Raw genomic sequence first — 15,822 nt, 5'->3', positions numbered from 1 at the left:
CCACGCGGCCACCGCGGGTAAGCGCGCGCTCAGTAGACTCCCCGGGCCAGCACCACGACCCCAGGAGGACTGATGAGCACCACCCGCGTTGCGATCGTCACCGGAGCCGCTCGCGGCATCGGGGCGGCCACTGCCCAGCGGCTGGCCCGGGACGGGCACGCGGTGGCCGTGCTGGACCTCGACGAGCGCGCCTGCGCCGGCACCGTCGAAGCCATCACCGCGGCGGGTGGCCGTGCGATCGCCGTGGGCGTCGACGTCTCGCAGGCCGACCAGGTCGAGGCGGCGGTGCGACGCGTCGCCGACGAGCTCGGTGCGCCGACGATCCTGGTCAACAACGCGGGCATCATCCGCGACAACCTCATCTTCAAGATGACCGTCGACGACTGGGACTCCGTGATGGCGGTGCACCTGCGCGGCGCCTTCCTCATGACCAGGGCCGTCCAGGCCCACATGACCCAGGAGAGGTACGGCCGGATCGTCAACCTGTCGTCGAGCTCGGCGCAGGGCAACCGCGGCCAGGCGAACTACTCGGCCGCCAAGGCGGGCCTGCAGGGCTTCACCAAGACGCTCGCGATCGAGCTCGGCAGGTTCGGCGTCACGGCGAACGCCGTGGCACCGGGCTTCATCCAGACCGACATGACCAGGGCCACCGCCGAGCGGATCGGCGTCTCCTTCGAGGACTTCATCGCGCACTCCGCCTCGCAGATCCCCGTGCAGCGGGTCGGCCAGCCCGAGGACATCGCCGCGACGATCTCGTTCCTCTGCAGCGAGGAGGCCGGTTTCGTCAGCGGTCAGGTCATCTACGTCGCCGGCGGTCCGCTGGACTGACCTGGAGCAGAGGCTCACGCGGGAGCCGGGTCACTCCTGCCCTCCCCGGACACGCCCGCCCCGCCCGTCGGTGGTCGCGGGCCGGAACGCCAGCATCGGCAGCTGCTCGGCGAGGCGCCGCACCGCCCCCGGCGAACCGTCGAAGGGCCACCCGAGGAAGTAGGCCATCGTGCGCCGGAGCAGCGGCCGCACGAGGCGACGCCGCCGCTCGTACTCGGCGTACACCTCCACCGCCTCGTCCACACCGACGACCCGGTATGCCGCGGGGCGCGGTCCGTGGCCGAGGTCCACCTCGACCCGCCCGCCGGCGCGGACGTTGCGCACCCAGTCGGCCGACGGGCCATAGGCGGCAACCACCGTCGCCTCGCCGGTCGCCCCGTCGTAGCGCACCACCTCCAGGACCGTGTGGTGGACCTGGCCCGAGCGCCGGCCCACATGGGTCAGGCGCAGCAGGCGGTGACCGAACACCCGGCCCAGTCCCGCGGCATACAGGTGGTCCGGCGCGGCATAGAGGCGCCGCAGCCAGCCGGGGATGCCCGGCGCGGTCGCCCCAGCCTCCGTCACCGGACCAGCACAGCACACGGGCGGAGGGCTTGACGAGCCATCGACGCCGGGTGCATAGTTTCCTCATTGGTTAATAAACCGAATGGTTAAGGAACATGTCGAACGACCCGCTCAGCACCACCTTCGCCGCCCTGGCCGACCCCACCAGGCGCGCCATCCTGGAGCGCCTGGCCGAGGGCGACGCCACGGTCGGGGAGCTGGCCGAGCCGTTCGCGATGACCCTCCCCGCGATCTCCAAGCACCTGGCCGTCCTCGAGCGGGCCGGCCTCGTCACCAAGAGCCGCGACGGCCAGCGCCGCAACTGCCGGATCACCGCCACGCCGCTGCGGAACGCGACCACCTGGCTGAACGAATACCGCCGCCACTGGGAGGCCAACCTCGACAGCCTCGACAGCTACCTCACCCGGATCCAGCAGTCCACAGACAAGGAGAGACCGTCATGAGCACCACCGACCGCACCGCACAGAAGGCGACCGTCACCTACCCCACCGACACCGAGCTCCTCATCACCCGAGACTTCCCGGCGCCCGCCGAGCTCGTCTGGCAGGCCCTCACCCAGCCCGAGCACGTGCGCAACTGGTACGGCATGGAGGAGGGCGGCATGAAGACCTGCGAGATCGACTTCCGCGTCGGCGGCACGTGGCACTACGTGCTGCAGGGCGGCGAGGAGGGTGACTACTCCTTCTCCGGGGAGTACCGCGAGATCGAGCCGCACACCCGCTTCGTGTCCACCGAGAGCTTCGACAACATGCCCGGCGCGAGCTACCTCGTCACGGTCACCCTGGAGGAGCACGACGGCGTGACCACGCTGCGCAGCCACCTGCAGTACCCCTCGCAGGAGCTTCGCGACGGACACGTCGCCTCGGGCATGGAGTACGGCATGAACATCACCTACAACCGCCTCGAGGAGCTCCTGGTGGCACTTCAGGGCCGGCAGGCCTAGAGCGCCCCGCCGAGGGTGACACCGCCGTCGACCACGAGGGTCTGGCCGGTGATCCACGATGCGTCCCTGGACAGCAGGAACGACACCGCACCGGCCACGTCCTCGGGGGCGCCGAGCCGCTTCATCGGGTAGCCCGCCGCCACCTGCTCCTCGCGCCCCTCGTAGAGAGCCTCCGCGAACCGGGTCTTGACCACCGCCGGGGCGACCGCGTTGACCCGGACGTCCGGCCCCAGCTGGAACCCCAGCTCCACCGTGAGGTGGATCAGGGCGGCCTTGCTCACGGCATACCAGCCGATGGCGCCCGTGGCGCCGAGCCCCGCGATCGAGGCGACGTTGACGATCGCGCCCGGGTGCTCCGGGCGGCCGAGACCCGCCGCGACCGCCTTCTGCGTCCAGGCGAAGGCCGCCAGGACGTTGACCTCCATGATCTTGCGCGCCGCGTCGAGGCCGGCGTCGAGGATCGGCCCGTAGACCGGGTTGATGCCCGTGTTGTTCACCAGCAGGTCGAGCCCGCCGAAGGTGGCTTCGGCGGCGGCGATGACCTCGTCCTGGTGCTCGGGGTCGGCGGCGTTGCCGGCGACCCCGAGCGCCTTCTCGGGCCCGCCGAGGCTGCTGACGGCGTCGGCCAGCGCCTCGGCCTTGCGGGCAGTGATGACGACGCGGGCGCCCTCGTCGACGAGCCGCCGGGCGATGCCGAGGCCGATCCCCCGCGAGGCGCCGGTGACGATGGCGACCGAGCCGTCATGTGCCCCCACGTGTCAGAGCCCCAGGTCCCGGCCGATGAGCTCCTTCATGATCTCGTTGCTGCCGGCCCAGATCTTGGAGACGCGGGCGTCGCGCCAGGCGCGGGCCACGCGGTACTCGTTCATGAACCCGTAGCCGCCGTAGAGCTGGACGCACTCGTCGAGCACGTCGTTCTGGACCTGGGCGGACCACCACTTCGCCTTGGCCGCGTCGACCGGCGTGAGCTTCTTCTCCGCATGGGCGGCGATGCAGTCGTCGACGAACGCCTGGGTGACCTCGAGCTTGGTCTGCAGTTCCGCGATCTTGAACTTGTTGTGCTGGAACGAGCCCACCGGCTGGCCGAACGCCTTGCGCTCCTTGGTGTACTCGATCGTCTCGCGCAGGATCTGGAAGGCGTGCGCGGTGTTGGCCACGGCCGCGCCGACCCGCTCCTGGGACAGCCGCTGCATCATTGCGACGAAGCCCATGCCCTCGTCGCCGAGCCGGTTGGCGTCGGGCACCCGGACGTTCTCGAAGAACAGCTCGGAGGTGTCGGCCTCCTCCTGGCCCACCTTGTCGAGCTTGCGGCCGCGGCTGAAGCCCTCCATGCCGGCCTCGACCATGAAGAGCGTGATGCCCTTGGCACCCTTGGAGGGGTCGGTGCGGGCCGCCACGATGACCAGGTCGGCCTGGTAGCCGTTGGTGATGAACGTCTTGGAGCCGTTCAGGACCCAGTCGTCACCCTCGCGCACCGCCGTCGTCTTCAGGGCGGCGAGGTCCGACCCGCCGGAGGGCTCGGTCATGGCGATCGCGCAGATGAGGTCGCCGTTGGCCATGCCGGGCAGCCAGCGCTCCTTCTGCTCCCGGGTGCCGAGGTCGACGATGTACGGGGGGCAGACGTCGGAGTGGATCCCGAAGCACGACGAGACCGCGAAGTTGAAGCCGGCGATCTCCTCGGCGGCGATGGCGTTGAAGCGGTAGTCCTCGGCGCCCATGCCCCCGAACTCCTCGGGGATGTCGAGCCCGAAGAGGCCCTGCTTCCCGGCCTCCTTCCAGATGTCCCGGTCGATGGACTTGACCTCGAGCATCTGCTCGGCACGCGGCTTCAGCGTGCGCTCGACGAACTCGCGGACGGAGCTGCGGAAGGCCTCGTGGTCGGGGCCGTAGACGTTGCGGGGCATCGGGTTACCTCCAAGTAACTAAGCGCTTGCTTAGTTTCGGATGACTCGGGCATGCTGTCAACCATGTCGATCCCCGCGCGTGCCGACGGACGCCCGGACGGGCGTGCCGCAGCACCCGCCGACGCCGCCGTCCGCCTGATGGAGGCCGCTGCGGATGCCTTCGCCGCCAAGGGCTTCCACGCGACGACCACCCGCGACATCGCCTCCCGGGCCGGCCTCTCCCCCGCCGGGGTCTACGTCCACTTCGCCTCCAAGGAGGACCTGCTCTTCCAGCTCAGCAGGGAGGGGCACGAGGCCGCCCGTGCCATGCTCGTCGACGCCGCGAGGACCGCCGGCTCCCCGACCGGGGCGCTGCGGGCGATCATGCGGCAGTTCGCGCAGTGGCACGCCGAGCACTTCCGGGTGGCCCGGATCGTGCAGTACGAGTTCTCCAACCTCACCCCCGAGCACCGCGAGGCGGTGCTGGGGCTGCGCAAGGACATCGACCGGGTGGTCCAGGACGTGCTCCGCGACGGCGTCAGGAGCGGGGAGTTCGAGGTCGAGGACGTGCCGGAGACCGCCCTGGCCCTGCTGTCCATGGCCGTCGACGTCGCCCGGTGGTACGACCCCGAGATCAAGCGGACCCCCGCCGCCATCGGCGCGACCTACGGCGAGCTCGGCCTGCGCCTGGTCACGCGATGACCACGCCCCGACCCAGCGTCTGACCCAGCACCGACCCAGCCCGGGCCCCGTCAGGGCCCGTCCCGGCCGCGCTCTCAGGACCTAGGCCCCTCCCCACGGCGCCGCGGCGGCTCGGAGCATGGGGGTGGAGGTGGAGGAGATGGCTGCACACGCCGGGAACGTCGCCACACCGGTCCTCCCGGTGGCACGGGCGGCACGCCGGACCGGGCTGGCTCGCAGGTTCGTCGGCTCGTTCTTCCTGTTCACGGCCGGCGTCCACCTGGGGATGGTGGCCGCCGATGCCCAGGTCTACCGTCACTTCGCCGACGCGGCACTGGTCCCCCTCGTCCGCGATGCCTGGGCCGAGGTGTTCATGGCGAGCCCGTCCGCCTGGGGGCTCGTGGTCATGGCCGGCGAGCTCACCCTGGGGCTGCTGCTCCTCGCGGGCGGCACGTGGGCCAGGGTCGGCTGGGTCGGCGTCATCGCCTTCCACGTGGCGCTGATGCTCTTCGGCTGGGGGTTCTGGATCTGGAGCGTTCCGGTGCTGGTGTTCCTCGTGGTCGCCGCCCGCCGGGACTGGCCCGCACTGGGCTCCTGACGCCCACCCGTGCCCGGTGCTCAGCCCAGCGCGAGGCGCATGACCGGACGGGTCGGTGAGGTGCGCGCGACCTCCTCGAAGCCGCAGGCCCGGAAGGTCGACGCCACGCCGTGGTAGAGCTCGGCGTTCGACCTCCTGCCGCTCGCCTCGGTGTCCACCGGGTACCCCTCCAGCGCCCGCGCACCGTGGGACCTGGCGAAGGCCGGTGCCGCCCGGAGGAGCTCGGTGGCAACCCCGCGGCCGCGGTGGCCGACCCGCACGACGAAGCAGGTCACCGACCAGACGTCGCCGTCGTCGAGGTCCGGCCCCGGGGCGCGGGCCAGCGCGCGGCGGGAGGACAGTCGGGCGTATGCCGGTCGCGGCCCGAGCGCCAGCCAGCCGACGGGCGTCCCGTCCAGGTAGGCCAGGAGTCCCGGCGGCGGCTCGGCGGCCACCTCACGCTCGAGGCGTCGCCGGTTGGCGTCCGCCGTGGACGCCTTCCAGGCGGCGGGCTCGAGCCGGAAGTACTGGCACCAGCAGCGAGCGGCGTCACCGCGGGTGCCGAAGACGACGACGGCGTCGTCCCAGCGAGCCGCGGTCAGCGGCTCGACGTGGACGACGCCGTCGCTCATTCCCGGTGTCCCGTGTGGGGCGGGTGCTCCGAGGTCAGTCGCGGGTCAGCTTGCGGTACGTGACCCGGTGCGGGCGGGCCGCCTCGGCACCGAGGCGGTCGACCTTGTTGGCCTCATAGGACTCGAAGTTGCCCTCGAACCAGTACCACTTGCTCGGGTCCTCCTCGTCTCCCTCGTACGCGAGGATGTGCGTCGCCACGCGGTCGAGGAACCAGCGGTCGTGCGAGATGACCACGGCGCACCCCGGGAACTCGAGCAGGGCGTTCTCGAGGGAGCCCAGGGTCTCGACGTCGAGGTCGTTGGTGGGCTCGTCGAGGAGCAGCAGGTTGCCGCCCTGCTTGAGGGTGAGGGCGAGGTTGAGCCGGTTGCGCTCACCACCGGAGAGCACCCCGGCCTTCTTCTGCTGGTCCGGGCCCTTGAAGCCGAACTGCGAGACGTAGGCCCGCGAGGGGATCTCGACGTGGCCGACCTTGATGTGGTCGAGCCCGTCGGACACGACCTCCCAGATGTTCTTGTTCGGGTCGATGCCGCCGCGGTTCTGGTCGACGTAGGAGATCGACACCGTCTCGCCGATCTTGACCGAGCCGGAGTCCGGGCCCTCGAAGCCCACGATCGTCTTGAAGAGCGTCGTCTTGCCCACGCCGTTGGGGCCGATCACGCCGACGATGCCGTTGCGCGGCAGGGTGAACGACAGGTCGTTGATGAGGACGCGGTCGCCGAAGCCCTTCTTGAGGTCGTTGACCTCGATCACGGTCGAGCCCAGGCGTGGGCCCGGCGGGATCTGGATCTCCTCGAAGTCGAGCTTGCGGGTGCGCTCGGCCTCGGCCGCCATCTCCTCGTACCGCTGCAGGCGCGCCTTGGACTTCGCCTGGCGGCCCTTGGCGTTCGAGCGGACCCACTCGAGCTCATCCTTGAGGCGCTTCTGGAGCTTGGCGTCCTTCTTGCCCTGGACCTGGAGGCGCTCGGCCTTCTTCTCCAGGTAGGTGGAGTAGTTGCCCTCGTAGGGGTAGAGGCGGCCGCGGTCGACCTCGGCGATCCACTGGGCGACGTTGTCGAGGAAGTAGCGGTCGTGGGTCACGGCGATGACGGCGCCGGGGTAGTTCGCGAGGTGCTGCTCCAGCCAGAGGACCGACTCGGCGTCGAGGTGGTTCGTGGGCTCGTCGAGCAGCAGCAGGTCGGGCTTGCTCAGCAGCAGCTTGCACAGCGCGACGCGGCGCCGCTCCCCTCCGGACAGCACCGTCACGTCGGCGTCCGGCGGCGGGCAGCGCAGCGCGTCCATGGCCTGCTCGAGCTGGGAGTCGAGGTCCCACGCGTCGGCGTGGTCGATGTCCTCCTGCAGCTTGCCCATCTCAGCCATCAGCGCGTCGAAGTCGGCGTCCGGCTCGGCCATCTCCGCGGAGATGGCGTTGTAGCGGTCGAGCTTCTCCTTGATCTCGCCGAGCCCCTCCTCGACGTTGCCGAGGACGGTCTTCTCCTCGTTGAGCGGTGGCTCCTGCAGCAGGATGCCGACGGTGGCACCCGGCGCGAGCCAGGCCTCGCCGTTCGAGGGCTGGTCCAACCCCGCCATGATCTTGAGGATGGTCGACTTGCCGGCCCCGTTGGGACCGACCATGCCGATCTTGGCTCCGGGGTAGAACGACATCGTGACGTCGTCGAGGATGACCTTCTCGTTGTGCGCCTTGCGGGCGCGGGTCATGACGTAGATGAACTCGGGCATGGGGGCAAGGCTATCTGGCCGGACCCCCACGCCCGAATCTGGTTTCGCCTGCCGACCGGCCGCGCGCCGCGCCGAGCGCCGGGCCGCGTCGGGCGGCGTCGGGACGGGCCGCGCAGGCCGCTCGTCCCGAGCCGCGTCAGGCGCTGGCGAGGTCCTCCACGGGAGCGGGGGCCTCGTCGCCGTCCCGCACGAGGTACTCCCCCGTCTCGAGATCGACCGGCTCGAAGCTGGCATGCACCGCCTGGACGTTGTCGTCCGACATCCGGTCGGTGCGGTCCACCTGGGCGCGGGTGACCTTGGTGAAGGAGGTCGTACCGTACGACAGGTCGTGACCGACGTTGTAGGCATCGATCTCGACCGAGGTCGCCGGGGTGTCGTCGGCTCGCAGCCACTGGTTGACCCGCATCCGCCCGTGGACGACGACAGGGTCGCCCTTGCGCAGGGAGTTCGCCAGGTTCGCCCCCAGGGAGCGGAATGCGGTGACGTTCACGAAGCTCGTCGCGGCGTCCTCGAACTCCCCTGTCTGGCGGTTCACCCGCCGGACCGTCGACGCCAGCCGGAAGGCGGCGAAGGGCACGCCCCCGCCCTTGGTGGTGCGGGACTCCGGGTCGGCCACCAGGCGCCCTGCCACCGTCACGTAGATCTCGTTCACTGCGTTCACCTCTCTGGTCTGTCTCCCCCCTCGGGGAGTGCGACCAAGAGTGGTCCGGCGAGGCCGGCCGGTGGCAGGGCCGCCAGCCGGCCTGTGGACGGTGGGGCATGGCCCGGCCGGCCTGTGCACGAGGGACGGCCTGCGCGACCCTCGGCTCCGCAGCGGCCCTCGGCTCAGCTGCGAGCGGCGTCGAGGCTGCGACGGGTCTGCGCGTGCCGTTCCAGCACCGCACGGACGGGCGCCACGATGTGCGCGCTGGCGACCGTGGCGACCGATGAGCGCAGCCGTTCGTTGATGAGTGCGGCCCGCCGCCTGGCGCCGGACCGTGCCAGTGGCCTGGACACCGCCGCCAGCACGAGCCCCAGCAGCAGACCACCGACCAGCAGCAGCGTCGGCAGGGGGAGCGCACCGACGTACGGGGTCCGGATCTCGGGCAGGCGCAGCCATCCCGCGACGCCGAGCAGCACGAGCCAGCCGAGCCCGACCACGGTCAGCAGGGCCAGGACCGTCTGGGCGACGCCGAACACGGTCCACCACAACGGGTCCCTGGCGCGCAGCGGGGTCTTCAGCACGGCCTGGTCGAGGGCGTCTGCGAGGTCGGGCCCGGGCGGCGTCGCGGCATCGGCGACCGCCTCGGCCCAGGGCGTCGGAAGGCCTTCTCCGGCCCGCTCCCCGAGGCGTCGCGTGGCGACGTCCACCGAGGCGCGGGCCGCCGGGGTGGCAGGTGGCAGCGACGAGCGCCCGAGCATGCCGCGCACGTCAGCAGCCGTGACCCCGGGAAGTGCAGCGCTGTCGTCCGTGTCGCCCTTGGACAGCCGGAGCCGCTTGATGGGGTCGGGGCGCAGCGAGCGGGCCCAGCGGGTCAGCGGCCACCCCGTCCGGGCCGACGCCTCCTGGCGGTAGTCGCGTTCGACGGCGGCGACCACGGTGGGAATGCCCGCAGCCCGGCACAGCGAGTCGACCAGCTCGGTGTCGTCGGCCTCCCTGAGGGACGGCTCCGTGTCCGCCACGTCGGAACGCAGGTGCGAGGCGACCGACTTGATGTCGGCGGCGAGGCGGTACCTCGCGGCGTTCTGGCCCGCGACGGCGGCGGCGAGCCGCATCCGCAGCTCGTCGAGGCCCTGCCCGGTCCTGGCCGAGGTCGCGTAGACCTGCAGCCCCCGGATGCCGTCGCGCTCGCCGAGCCGGACGAGGTCGGCGGTCACCTCCGAGACACCCTGCGGGGTCAGGCGGTCGGCCTGGTTGAGGACCACCACCGTGACCGCGTCGTGCATCGACAGGGCCGCGAGGTAGTCGTCGTGCAGCCGCGCGTCGGCGTACTTCTGGGGGTCGGTCACCCAGACGAAGACGTCGACGAGGGCGAGGATGAGGTCAGCCTCCCGGCGGTGCTCGACGATGCGGGAGTCGAAGTCCGGCAGGTCGAGCAGCACCAGTCCTTCAAGCGAGCCCGGCGAGCCGGGCGAGCTCTCGGCGTCGTCGGGCGCCCCACCGTCCACGGCGCCGCCGTCGGTGCCCTCCACGCGGTGCCGGCGCCCGACCGTCAGCCAGTCGAGCAGCTCGGTCGCACTCTCCGGGCCCCACACGGCCGCTGTCGGCTTCGACGTGGTGGGGCGCTTGGCCCCGACCGTCGCGACGGACGAGCCGACCAGCGCGTTGAAGAGGCTCGACTTGCCCGAGCCCGTCGCCCCCGCGAGGGCGACGACGGTGTGGCCACCGCGCAGGGCGGTGCGGGCATGCACCTTCGCGACGATCTCCGCGCCGGCCGAGGTCTGCTTGCGGTCCAGCTGGTCCCCGCCGGCCTCGAGGGCGTCGCGCAGCGATGACGCCTTGCTCGTCAGATCCTCGGCGGTGATGCCCTTGACCTGCCTGCTGCCCATCTTCACCGGGCTCATCGAACCGCCTTCACCGCTGCTGCTGCGTCGGCCAGGCGCACGGCCTGGCCGTCCTTGATCTCCACGCCCTGGATGGCGGCCTCGAAGCGGGCGCGCTCGCCGGCATACAGCTCCTCGACCTGGTCGAGCAGCTGCGCCCGCGCCTTGGCGGCCATCTCACGCACCGCCTGGTCGCCGAAGATCGCCTCGAGCACCTTCTGCGCGAGCACGGCGGTGCCGCCCGCGATGCCGACCTCGGCACCGACCAGCCCGCCGGTGTGGGCAAAGGCCACCAGCATGAGGATGACGCCGATGGCGTTGACGCCGTATGCCGCGATGCGCGCGGTCGTGCGTCGGTCCCGGCCCTCGGAGCGCACCAGCTCGAGCACGCCGCCCTGCCAGTCCCGGACCATCCGCGCGATGGCGGGGTCGAGCCCCGGCGACGGCTTGGCGAGCTCGGGGTGCGCCGCGATGAGCTCGGCCCCGCCGGGCAGGGCGCGCCAGGCCCGGGCGCCGGCGCTGGCCGCGGCCTGGGAGTGCGCCGAGACGAGGGCAGCCACGCCGGTCTGCAGCGCCTCACCGAGGTCCGAGCTGGGGGCGGGGTCGCCCTTGACGGCGGAGGTGATGCGGTCGCGGATGCGCGAGATCGTGGACTCGACCTGCCGGAAGAACTCGCCGGTGCCGACGTACTCCTGCCAGCGGGCCAGCACCTCGCCCCGCAACAGGGTGCCGTCGGTCATCCCGGACTCGACGGAGCGCAGGGCGTCGGAATAGGCCTGCTCGCTGGCGGCGCGCAGGGCCGAGGTGGCCTCGTCCTGGGCCATGCTCGCCTCGACGAGCTCGGCGGTGCGGCTGTCGAGTGAGTCCAGGGCGCCCGTCAGGGTCTGCCGGACCACGCTGGCGCGGGCGCGGGCATCGCTGGCGAGGGCGGTCAGCCAGGACTTGAGGCGGACGGTGTGCTCCTCCGGGAGGCGCCCCGCCGGCGTCAGCTTCGTCTCCGGGATCGCGAAGATCGGGGCCGTCGACAGCCCCTGCTCGCGCAGCATCGACGCGAGGTGGGAGCGGATCTCCGTCATCGCCTCGGGCGGCACCCGGTCGAGCACGATGGCGACTGCGGTCCCCCGGTCGGACGCCTGGCGCAGCAGCTCCCACGGCACGGCGTCGGCGTAGCGGGCGGCGGTCGTCACGAACAGCCACAGGTCGGCGGCCGAGAGCAGCTGGGCGGCGAGCGCGCGGTTCGCGGAGACGACCGAGTCGATGTCGGGGGCGTCGAGCAGCGCCATGCCGGGCGGCAGCGACGCGGAGGCGACCAGCCGGACCGTGCCCGGGCCGTCGTTGCCGTCGGCACTGCCAGCTCCGGTGACGCGGTTCAGGCCGGGCAGGATCCGGTCGCCGACGAAGAACGCCGACTCCGCCGGGTGGTGCACGAGGACGGGGCTCGTGGTCGTGGGGCGGAGAATGCCGGACCGGCTGACGTCCGCAGCGACGAGGGAGTTGACCAGCGTCGACTTGCCCGCCCCCGTCGAGCCGCCGATCACGGCCAGCAGAGGAGCGTCGAGCGAGGACAGCCGCGGGATGACGTAGTCGTCGAGCTGGTTCAGCAGCGCCGTGCGATGGGCCGACGCGGTCTGCGTCTGGGGCAGGCGCAAGGGGAGGCTGGAGGCAGCCACCTCGGCCCGCAACGCCGTGACGGCGTCCAGCAAGGCGGCATTGTCGGCCCCTGCGTCACTCACACGACAAGCCTAGCCAAAGCGGACACCCGATCCCGTGCGGCAACACGGTGCGCCGCTGGATCGCTGAGGTGACCGCCATCTCACTGCGGCGCTGCACGTCACAGAATGGCCTCATGCGGATGTTCGTCGCGGTCGTCCCGCCCGACGAGGTCGTCGAGAGCCTGGCCGAGTTCCTCGAGCCGCGCCGCGAGGCGGGTCGCGACCTGCGCTGGACCGACCCGGAGCAGTGGCATCTCACCCTGGCCTTCATGCCCGACGTCCCCGATCGCGTCCTGGACGACCTCGTCGAGCGGCTGGCCCGGGTCTCCCGCCGCCACGAGCCGGTGCCACTGCGGCTCGCGGGCGCCGGCGCCTTCCCCAACCCCTACGCCTCCCGCGTGCTCTGGGCCGGGCTCGAGCACGAGGGCGATGGCCTACGGCACCTGGCGCGCGGCATACGGGGGGTGTGCGCCAAGGCGGGGGCGGCGCCCCAGGGTGGCCCCTTCCACCCCCACATCACCCTGGCGCGCACCCGGCGCCCGGTGGAGGCGAGCCGCTGGCTGCGCGTGCTCGAGCTGTATGCCGGCCCAGCCTGGGTCGCCCGCGAGGTCACGCTGATCGCCTCGCACCTCGGCGAGGGCCGCGGGAACCGACCCCGCTACGAGGCGGTGGCGACGCTGCCCCTCGGGCGCGGTGAGCGGCGGTGACGTGCTCGGGTCAGCCGACCCGCACCCACCAGACACCGGTGCTGGGGCGCCACACCACGCGGTCCGCCCGGCCGTCGCCGCCGAAGTTGCCCGGCTGCGGGTTGTCACCGGCCATCCCCCACCGGACCGTCGCCCCGCCGCGGACGTACCAGTTTCCGTTGCTCGGCCGGAAGACCGCGAGGTCGGCGCGCCCCATCACCGTGTAGTCCGAGGCCACCGGGATGTCCCCTGAGACACCCCACGTGAAGGTGCCGACCCCCCGGACGTACCAGCCACCGTTGCTCGGCCGGAAGACGGCGATGTCGACTCGCCGGTCGCTGTTGTAGTCGCGAGGAACGGGGATGTCCTTGGGGACGCCCCAGCGGTAGGTGCCGACCCCACGGATGTACCAGTAGCCGGTGCTCGGCCGGTACACCGCGATGTCCGCGTAGCCGTCACCGTTGTAGTCCTTCGGCACCGGGATGTCGCCCGGGACCCCCCACCTGATGTTGCCGACACCGCGGATGTACCAGTAGCCGGTGCTCGGCCGGTACACCGCGATGTCGACACGGCCGTCGTTGGTGTAGTCCCTCGGCGCGGGGATGTCTCCCTTGACACCCCACCGGTAGCTCCCGACCCCCCGGATGTACCAGTACCCGTTGCTCGGCCTGAACACGGCAAGATCGGCGTACTTGTCGCCGCCGTAGTCGTTGGCCACAGGGATGTCGCCCGCCATCCCCCACCGCACCGACCAGGTGGTCGGGGCCGAGACCGCCTGGGACGACGCACCCTCGGCGCGGGACGTCGCCGCATGCGAGGGCGCGACGGCCGTGGTGAGCGCTGCGGCTGCCGCGCAGACCCCCGACACGATGCTGGCTGTCATCCGCTTCATGGCGCATCCCCCCGCCGCTCGACCCGCCCTGCACGTAGGCGGACAGTTACGAGGGTAGGCACCGCGCCGCCACGGTGTGGCGGGATTGCCGATGTTGAGGCGGCCCGCAGCACGCGCCACTGTTCTGCATGAACCGCGCCCCCGGCAGGACTCGAACCTGCGACCTAGGGATTAGAAGGCCCTTGCTCTATCCAGCTGAGCTACGGGGGCGGGCTGACCGGTCGGCCCGGTCGGCGCGCACAGTCTAGGGCTCTGTCGACCTCGTGGCGGCGCACCGCTGCTGACATGATCGGCGCGTGGCGGTTGAGGTGGAGGTCCAGTGGCGTCGAGTCAGCGACGACCCGACCGGCATCGAGGCGCTCGCGGCCGTGCTCGACGAGCGGGAGCGGGAACGCGCCGCCCGGCGCAGCAACCCGGCTCGCTACGTCGTCGCCCACGCGCTGCTGCGCACCTGCGCCGGCGACGCGCTGGGGGTGAGGCCCTCCTCGGTGGAGTTCGTGCGCACCTGCGCCACGTGCGGGAGCCACCGGCACGGCAAACCCACGCTCGTCGGCACGGACCTCTCGGTGTCCCTGTCGTATGCCGGGAGCCTGGCGGTCGTGGCCCTGTCCTGGGACGGTGAGGTCGGGGTCGACGTGGAGGAGGTCGACGAGACCGACTTCGAGGGCTTCAACGCGGTGACGCTGGACGAGTCCGAGGCCCCGGCCCTGGAGGGGTTGAGCGGCCCCGAGCTGCGGTGCGCCCGCGCCCTGGTGTGGGCGCGCAAGGAGTCGGTCCTGAAGGCCACCGGCCACGGTTTGGTGGTCGACCCTCGTCAGGTGGTGGTCTCCGGCCCGGCCGAAGCCGCCTCGCTGGTGGCCTGGCACGGCGAGCACCCGCTGGCGGGGCCGGTGCAGCTCGCCGACCTCGACCTCGCCGACCGCACCCACGTGGCGGCGGTCGCCGTGCTCGCGGACGAGCCGGCGGCCGTCCGCGTCGTCACCGCCTGACGCGGCGCAGGGCGAGCTCGGCCAGCAGCGCTGCGGCGTCGGGCAGCAGCGAGTCGTCGAAGGCGGCCCGAGGGGAGTGGTTGTCGGGGGCCTGCTCCCAGTTGTCGTCAGGGCACACACCGAGGTTGACGTAGGCGCTCGGAACCTGTTGCGCGACAAAGGAGAAGTCCTCCGACCCCATCTCCGGCTCGGGCATCGCCGTGTACCGCTCCGCACCGAACAGGTCGACGATCGTGTCGACGGCGAAGGAGTACTCGCCCTCGTCGTTCGCGGTGACGGGGTACCCGGCGGTGAAGTCGACCTCGACGGTCAGGCCGTGGGCCGCGGCGATGCCGGCGACGAGCCGTTCGAAGCGCTCGCGCAGGGCCGCGCGGTTCTCCTCGGACAGCGTGCGGAGCGTCGCCTCGAAGACGGCGTCGTCGGGGATGATGTTCTCCTTCGTGCCGCCGGCGATCCGGCCCACCGTGACCACGACGGGGTCGAAGACGTCGAAGGTCCTGGTCACCAGCGACTGCAGGGCCAGCACCATCTCGCACGCGGCGGGGATCGGGTCCCTGGTGCGGAAGGGCGCCGAGCCGTGGCCACCGCGGCCCACGACCCTGACCCGCACCTCGTCGACGGCGGCCATCAGTGGTCCGGGGCGCCCGAACCACATCCCGCGCGGGTACTCCGCCGAGTAGACGTGCAGGGCGTAGGCCGCGTCGACACGGCGCCCGGCCGCGTCGAGGAGGCCCTCCCGGACCATGAGGTCGGCCCCGCCCGGCCCCTCCTCCCCCGGCTGGAACATGAAGACCACGTCCCCGGCGAGCTCGGCGCGGAGGGTGTGCAGGATGCGTGCCGCACCGACGAGGGCGGCCACGTGCAGGTCGTGCCCGCACGCGTGCATGAGGCCGTCGCGGGTGGAGGCGTAGTCGAGGTCGAGGTCCTCCGTCACGGGCAGGGCGTCCATGTCGCCGCGCAGGAGCACCACCTGGCGGGCGGCGCCGCCCGTCGGGTCCGCTCGACCGCGCAGCACCGCAGTCACCGAGGACAGCTCCTTGCCGACCGAGACCTCCAGGCCCAGCCCCTCGAGCGCGTCGAGCACCAGCGCCTGGGTGAGCGGGAGGTCGTTCCCGAGCTCCGGCACCTGGTGCAGCCGCCGCCGGAGGGCGACCAGGTCGGGGGCCAGTGACGCGGCGAGTTCGAGGGTGCGCAC

Annotated in this window: 17 protein-coding genes and 1 tRNA gene; 7 read left to right on the top strand and 11 right to left on the bottom strand. The window is 72.0% G+C overall.

Going from position 1 to position 15,822, the window contains the following annotated elements; all coding sequences use genetic code 11:
- Window positions 1–72: 72 nt before the first annotated feature.
- On the top strand, window positions 73–828 hold the full coding sequence (gene fabG / locus VIB11_RS03695) for a 3-oxoacyl-ACP reductase FabG (protein ID WP_332028470.1): 756 nt from the start codon (window positions 73–75) through the stop codon (window positions 826–828).
- A 30-nt stretch (window positions 829–858) separates the two neighbouring features.
- On the opposite strand, the gene VIB11_RS03690 is transcribed toward fabG, so the two are convergent.
- Window positions 859–1,392, bottom strand: coding sequence for a nitroreductase family deazaflavin-dependent oxidoreductase (locus tag VIB11_RS03690; protein WP_332028468.1), 534 nt, complete (start codon window positions 1,390–1,392; stop codon window positions 859–861).
- Window positions 1,393–1,487: 95 nt separating this feature from the next.
- Here VIB11_RS03690 and VIB11_RS03685 point away from each other — a divergent pair, with 95 nt between their 5' ends.
- Together VIB11_RS03685 and VIB11_RS03680 are read left to right on the top strand one after the other, a co-directional pair.
- On the top strand, window positions 1,488–1,835 hold the full coding sequence (locus tag VIB11_RS03685) for a metalloregulator ArsR/SmtB family transcription factor (protein WP_332028466.1): 348 nt from the start codon (window positions 1,488–1,490) through the stop codon (window positions 1,833–1,835).
- A complete protein-coding gene (locus tag VIB11_RS03680; protein ID WP_332028464.1) occupies window positions 1,832–2,335 on the top strand; it encodes an SRPBCC family protein in 504 nt (167 codons plus the stop codon). Before VIB11_RS03685 ends, VIB11_RS03680 begins: the two co-directional genes overlap by 4 nt.
- Here the strand turns inward: VIB11_RS03680 and VIB11_RS03675 are convergent.
- Together VIB11_RS03675 and VIB11_RS03670 are read right to left on the bottom strand one after the other, a co-directional pair.
- Complete coding sequence (locus VIB11_RS03675; RefSeq protein ID WP_332028462.1) at window positions 2,332–3,090, bottom strand: SDR family oxidoreductase; 759 nt, start codon at window positions 3,088–3,090, stop codon at window positions 2,332–2,334. The genes VIB11_RS03680 and VIB11_RS03675 overlap by 4 nt on opposite strands.
- Before the next feature lie 3 nt (window positions 3,091–3,093).
- On the bottom strand, window positions 3,094–4,239 hold the full coding sequence (locus VIB11_RS03670) for an acyl-CoA dehydrogenase family protein (RefSeq protein ID WP_332028460.1): 1,146 nt from the start codon (window positions 4,237–4,239) through the stop codon (window positions 3,094–3,096).
- A 63-nt stretch (window positions 4,240–4,302) separates the two neighbouring features.
- Here VIB11_RS03670 and VIB11_RS03665 point away from each other — a divergent pair, with 63 nt between their 5' ends.
- Entirely contained in the window at window positions 4,303–4,920 is a 618-nt protein-coding gene (locus tag VIB11_RS03665) for a TetR/AcrR family transcriptional regulator (RefSeq protein ID WP_332028458.1), read from the top strand.
- A 139-nt stretch (window positions 4,921–5,059) separates the two neighbouring features.
- A complete protein-coding gene (locus VIB11_RS03660) occupies window positions 5,060–5,497 on the top strand; it encodes a hypothetical protein (protein WP_332028456.1) in 438 nt (145 codons plus the stop codon).
- A gap of 20 nt (window positions 5,498–5,517) precedes the next feature.
- On the opposite strand, the gene VIB11_RS03655 is transcribed toward VIB11_RS03660, so the two are convergent.
- The 5 genes from VIB11_RS03655 to VIB11_RS03635 form a co-directional block, all read right to left on the bottom strand.
- Complete coding sequence (locus VIB11_RS03655) at window positions 5,518–6,108, bottom strand: GNAT family N-acetyltransferase (protein WP_332028455.1); 591 nt, start codon at window positions 6,106–6,108, stop codon at window positions 5,518–5,520.
- Window positions 6,109–6,142: 34 nt separating this feature from the next.
- Window positions 6,143–7,825 (bottom strand): energy-dependent translational throttle protein EttA, encoded by a 1,683-nt coding sequence (ettA, locus tag VIB11_RS03650; protein ID WP_332028453.1) that lies wholly within the window; start codon window positions 7,823–7,825, stop codon window positions 6,143–6,145.
- Between the two features lie 136 nt (window positions 7,826–7,961).
- Window positions 7,962–8,486, bottom strand: coding sequence for a single-stranded DNA-binding protein (locus VIB11_RS03645; RefSeq protein WP_332028451.1), 525 nt, complete (start codon window positions 8,484–8,486; stop codon window positions 7,962–7,964).
- Between the two features lie 164 nt (window positions 8,487–8,650).
- Entirely contained in the window at window positions 8,651–10,369 is a 1,719-nt protein-coding gene (locus tag VIB11_RS03640) for a GTPase (RefSeq protein ID WP_332028449.1), read from the bottom strand.
- Entirely contained in the window at window positions 10,366–12,081 is a 1,716-nt protein-coding gene (locus tag VIB11_RS03635; RefSeq protein ID WP_332028447.1) for an ABC transporter, read from the bottom strand. The genes VIB11_RS03640 and VIB11_RS03635 overlap by 4 nt, the downstream gene beginning before the upstream one ends.
- Window positions 12,082–12,194: 113 nt before the next feature.
- Between VIB11_RS03635 and thpR the strand changes: the two genes are divergently transcribed.
- Complete coding sequence (gene thpR, locus VIB11_RS03630) at window positions 12,195–12,767, top strand: RNA 2',3'-cyclic phosphodiesterase (protein WP_332028445.1); 573 nt, start codon at window positions 12,195–12,197, stop codon at window positions 12,765–12,767.
- A 10-nt stretch (window positions 12,768–12,777) separates the two neighbouring features.
- Here the strand turns inward: thpR and VIB11_RS03625 are convergent, their stop codons facing one another.
- Together VIB11_RS03625 and VIB11_RS03620 are read right to left on the bottom strand one after the other, a co-directional pair.
- Window positions 12,778–13,638 (bottom strand): VCBS repeat-containing protein, encoded by an 861-nt coding sequence (locus VIB11_RS03625; protein ID WP_332028443.1) that lies wholly within the window; start codon window positions 13,636–13,638, stop codon window positions 12,778–12,780.
- 136 nt (window positions 13,639–13,774) lie between these two features.
- Window positions 13,775–13,848, bottom strand: a tRNA-Arg gene (locus VIB11_RS03620).
- 86 nt (window positions 13,849–13,934) lie between these two features.
- Between VIB11_RS03620 and VIB11_RS03615 the strand changes: the two genes are divergently transcribed.
- Complete coding sequence (locus VIB11_RS03615; RefSeq protein WP_332028441.1) at window positions 13,935–14,627, top strand: 4'-phosphopantetheinyl transferase family protein; 693 nt, start codon at window positions 13,935–13,937, stop codon at window positions 14,625–14,627.
- Here the strand turns inward: VIB11_RS03615 and VIB11_RS03610 are convergent.
- The gene (locus tag VIB11_RS03610) at window positions 14,617–15,822 is read right to left on the bottom strand and encodes a M20 family metallopeptidase (RefSeq protein ID WP_332028439.1); all 1,206 of its coding nucleotides are present in this window, start codon (window positions 15,820–15,822) and stop codon (window positions 14,617–14,619) included. The two genes, VIB11_RS03615 and VIB11_RS03610, sit on opposite strands and share 11 nt — an antisense overlap.

Source organism: Pedococcus sp., assembly GCF_036554925.1.
GTDB lineage: Bacteria > Actinomycetota > Actinomycetes > Actinomycetales > Dermatophilaceae > Pedococcus_A.
Note: the sequence above shows the minus strand (reverse complement) of the source record. Positions and strands in the feature narration are given on the sequence as shown.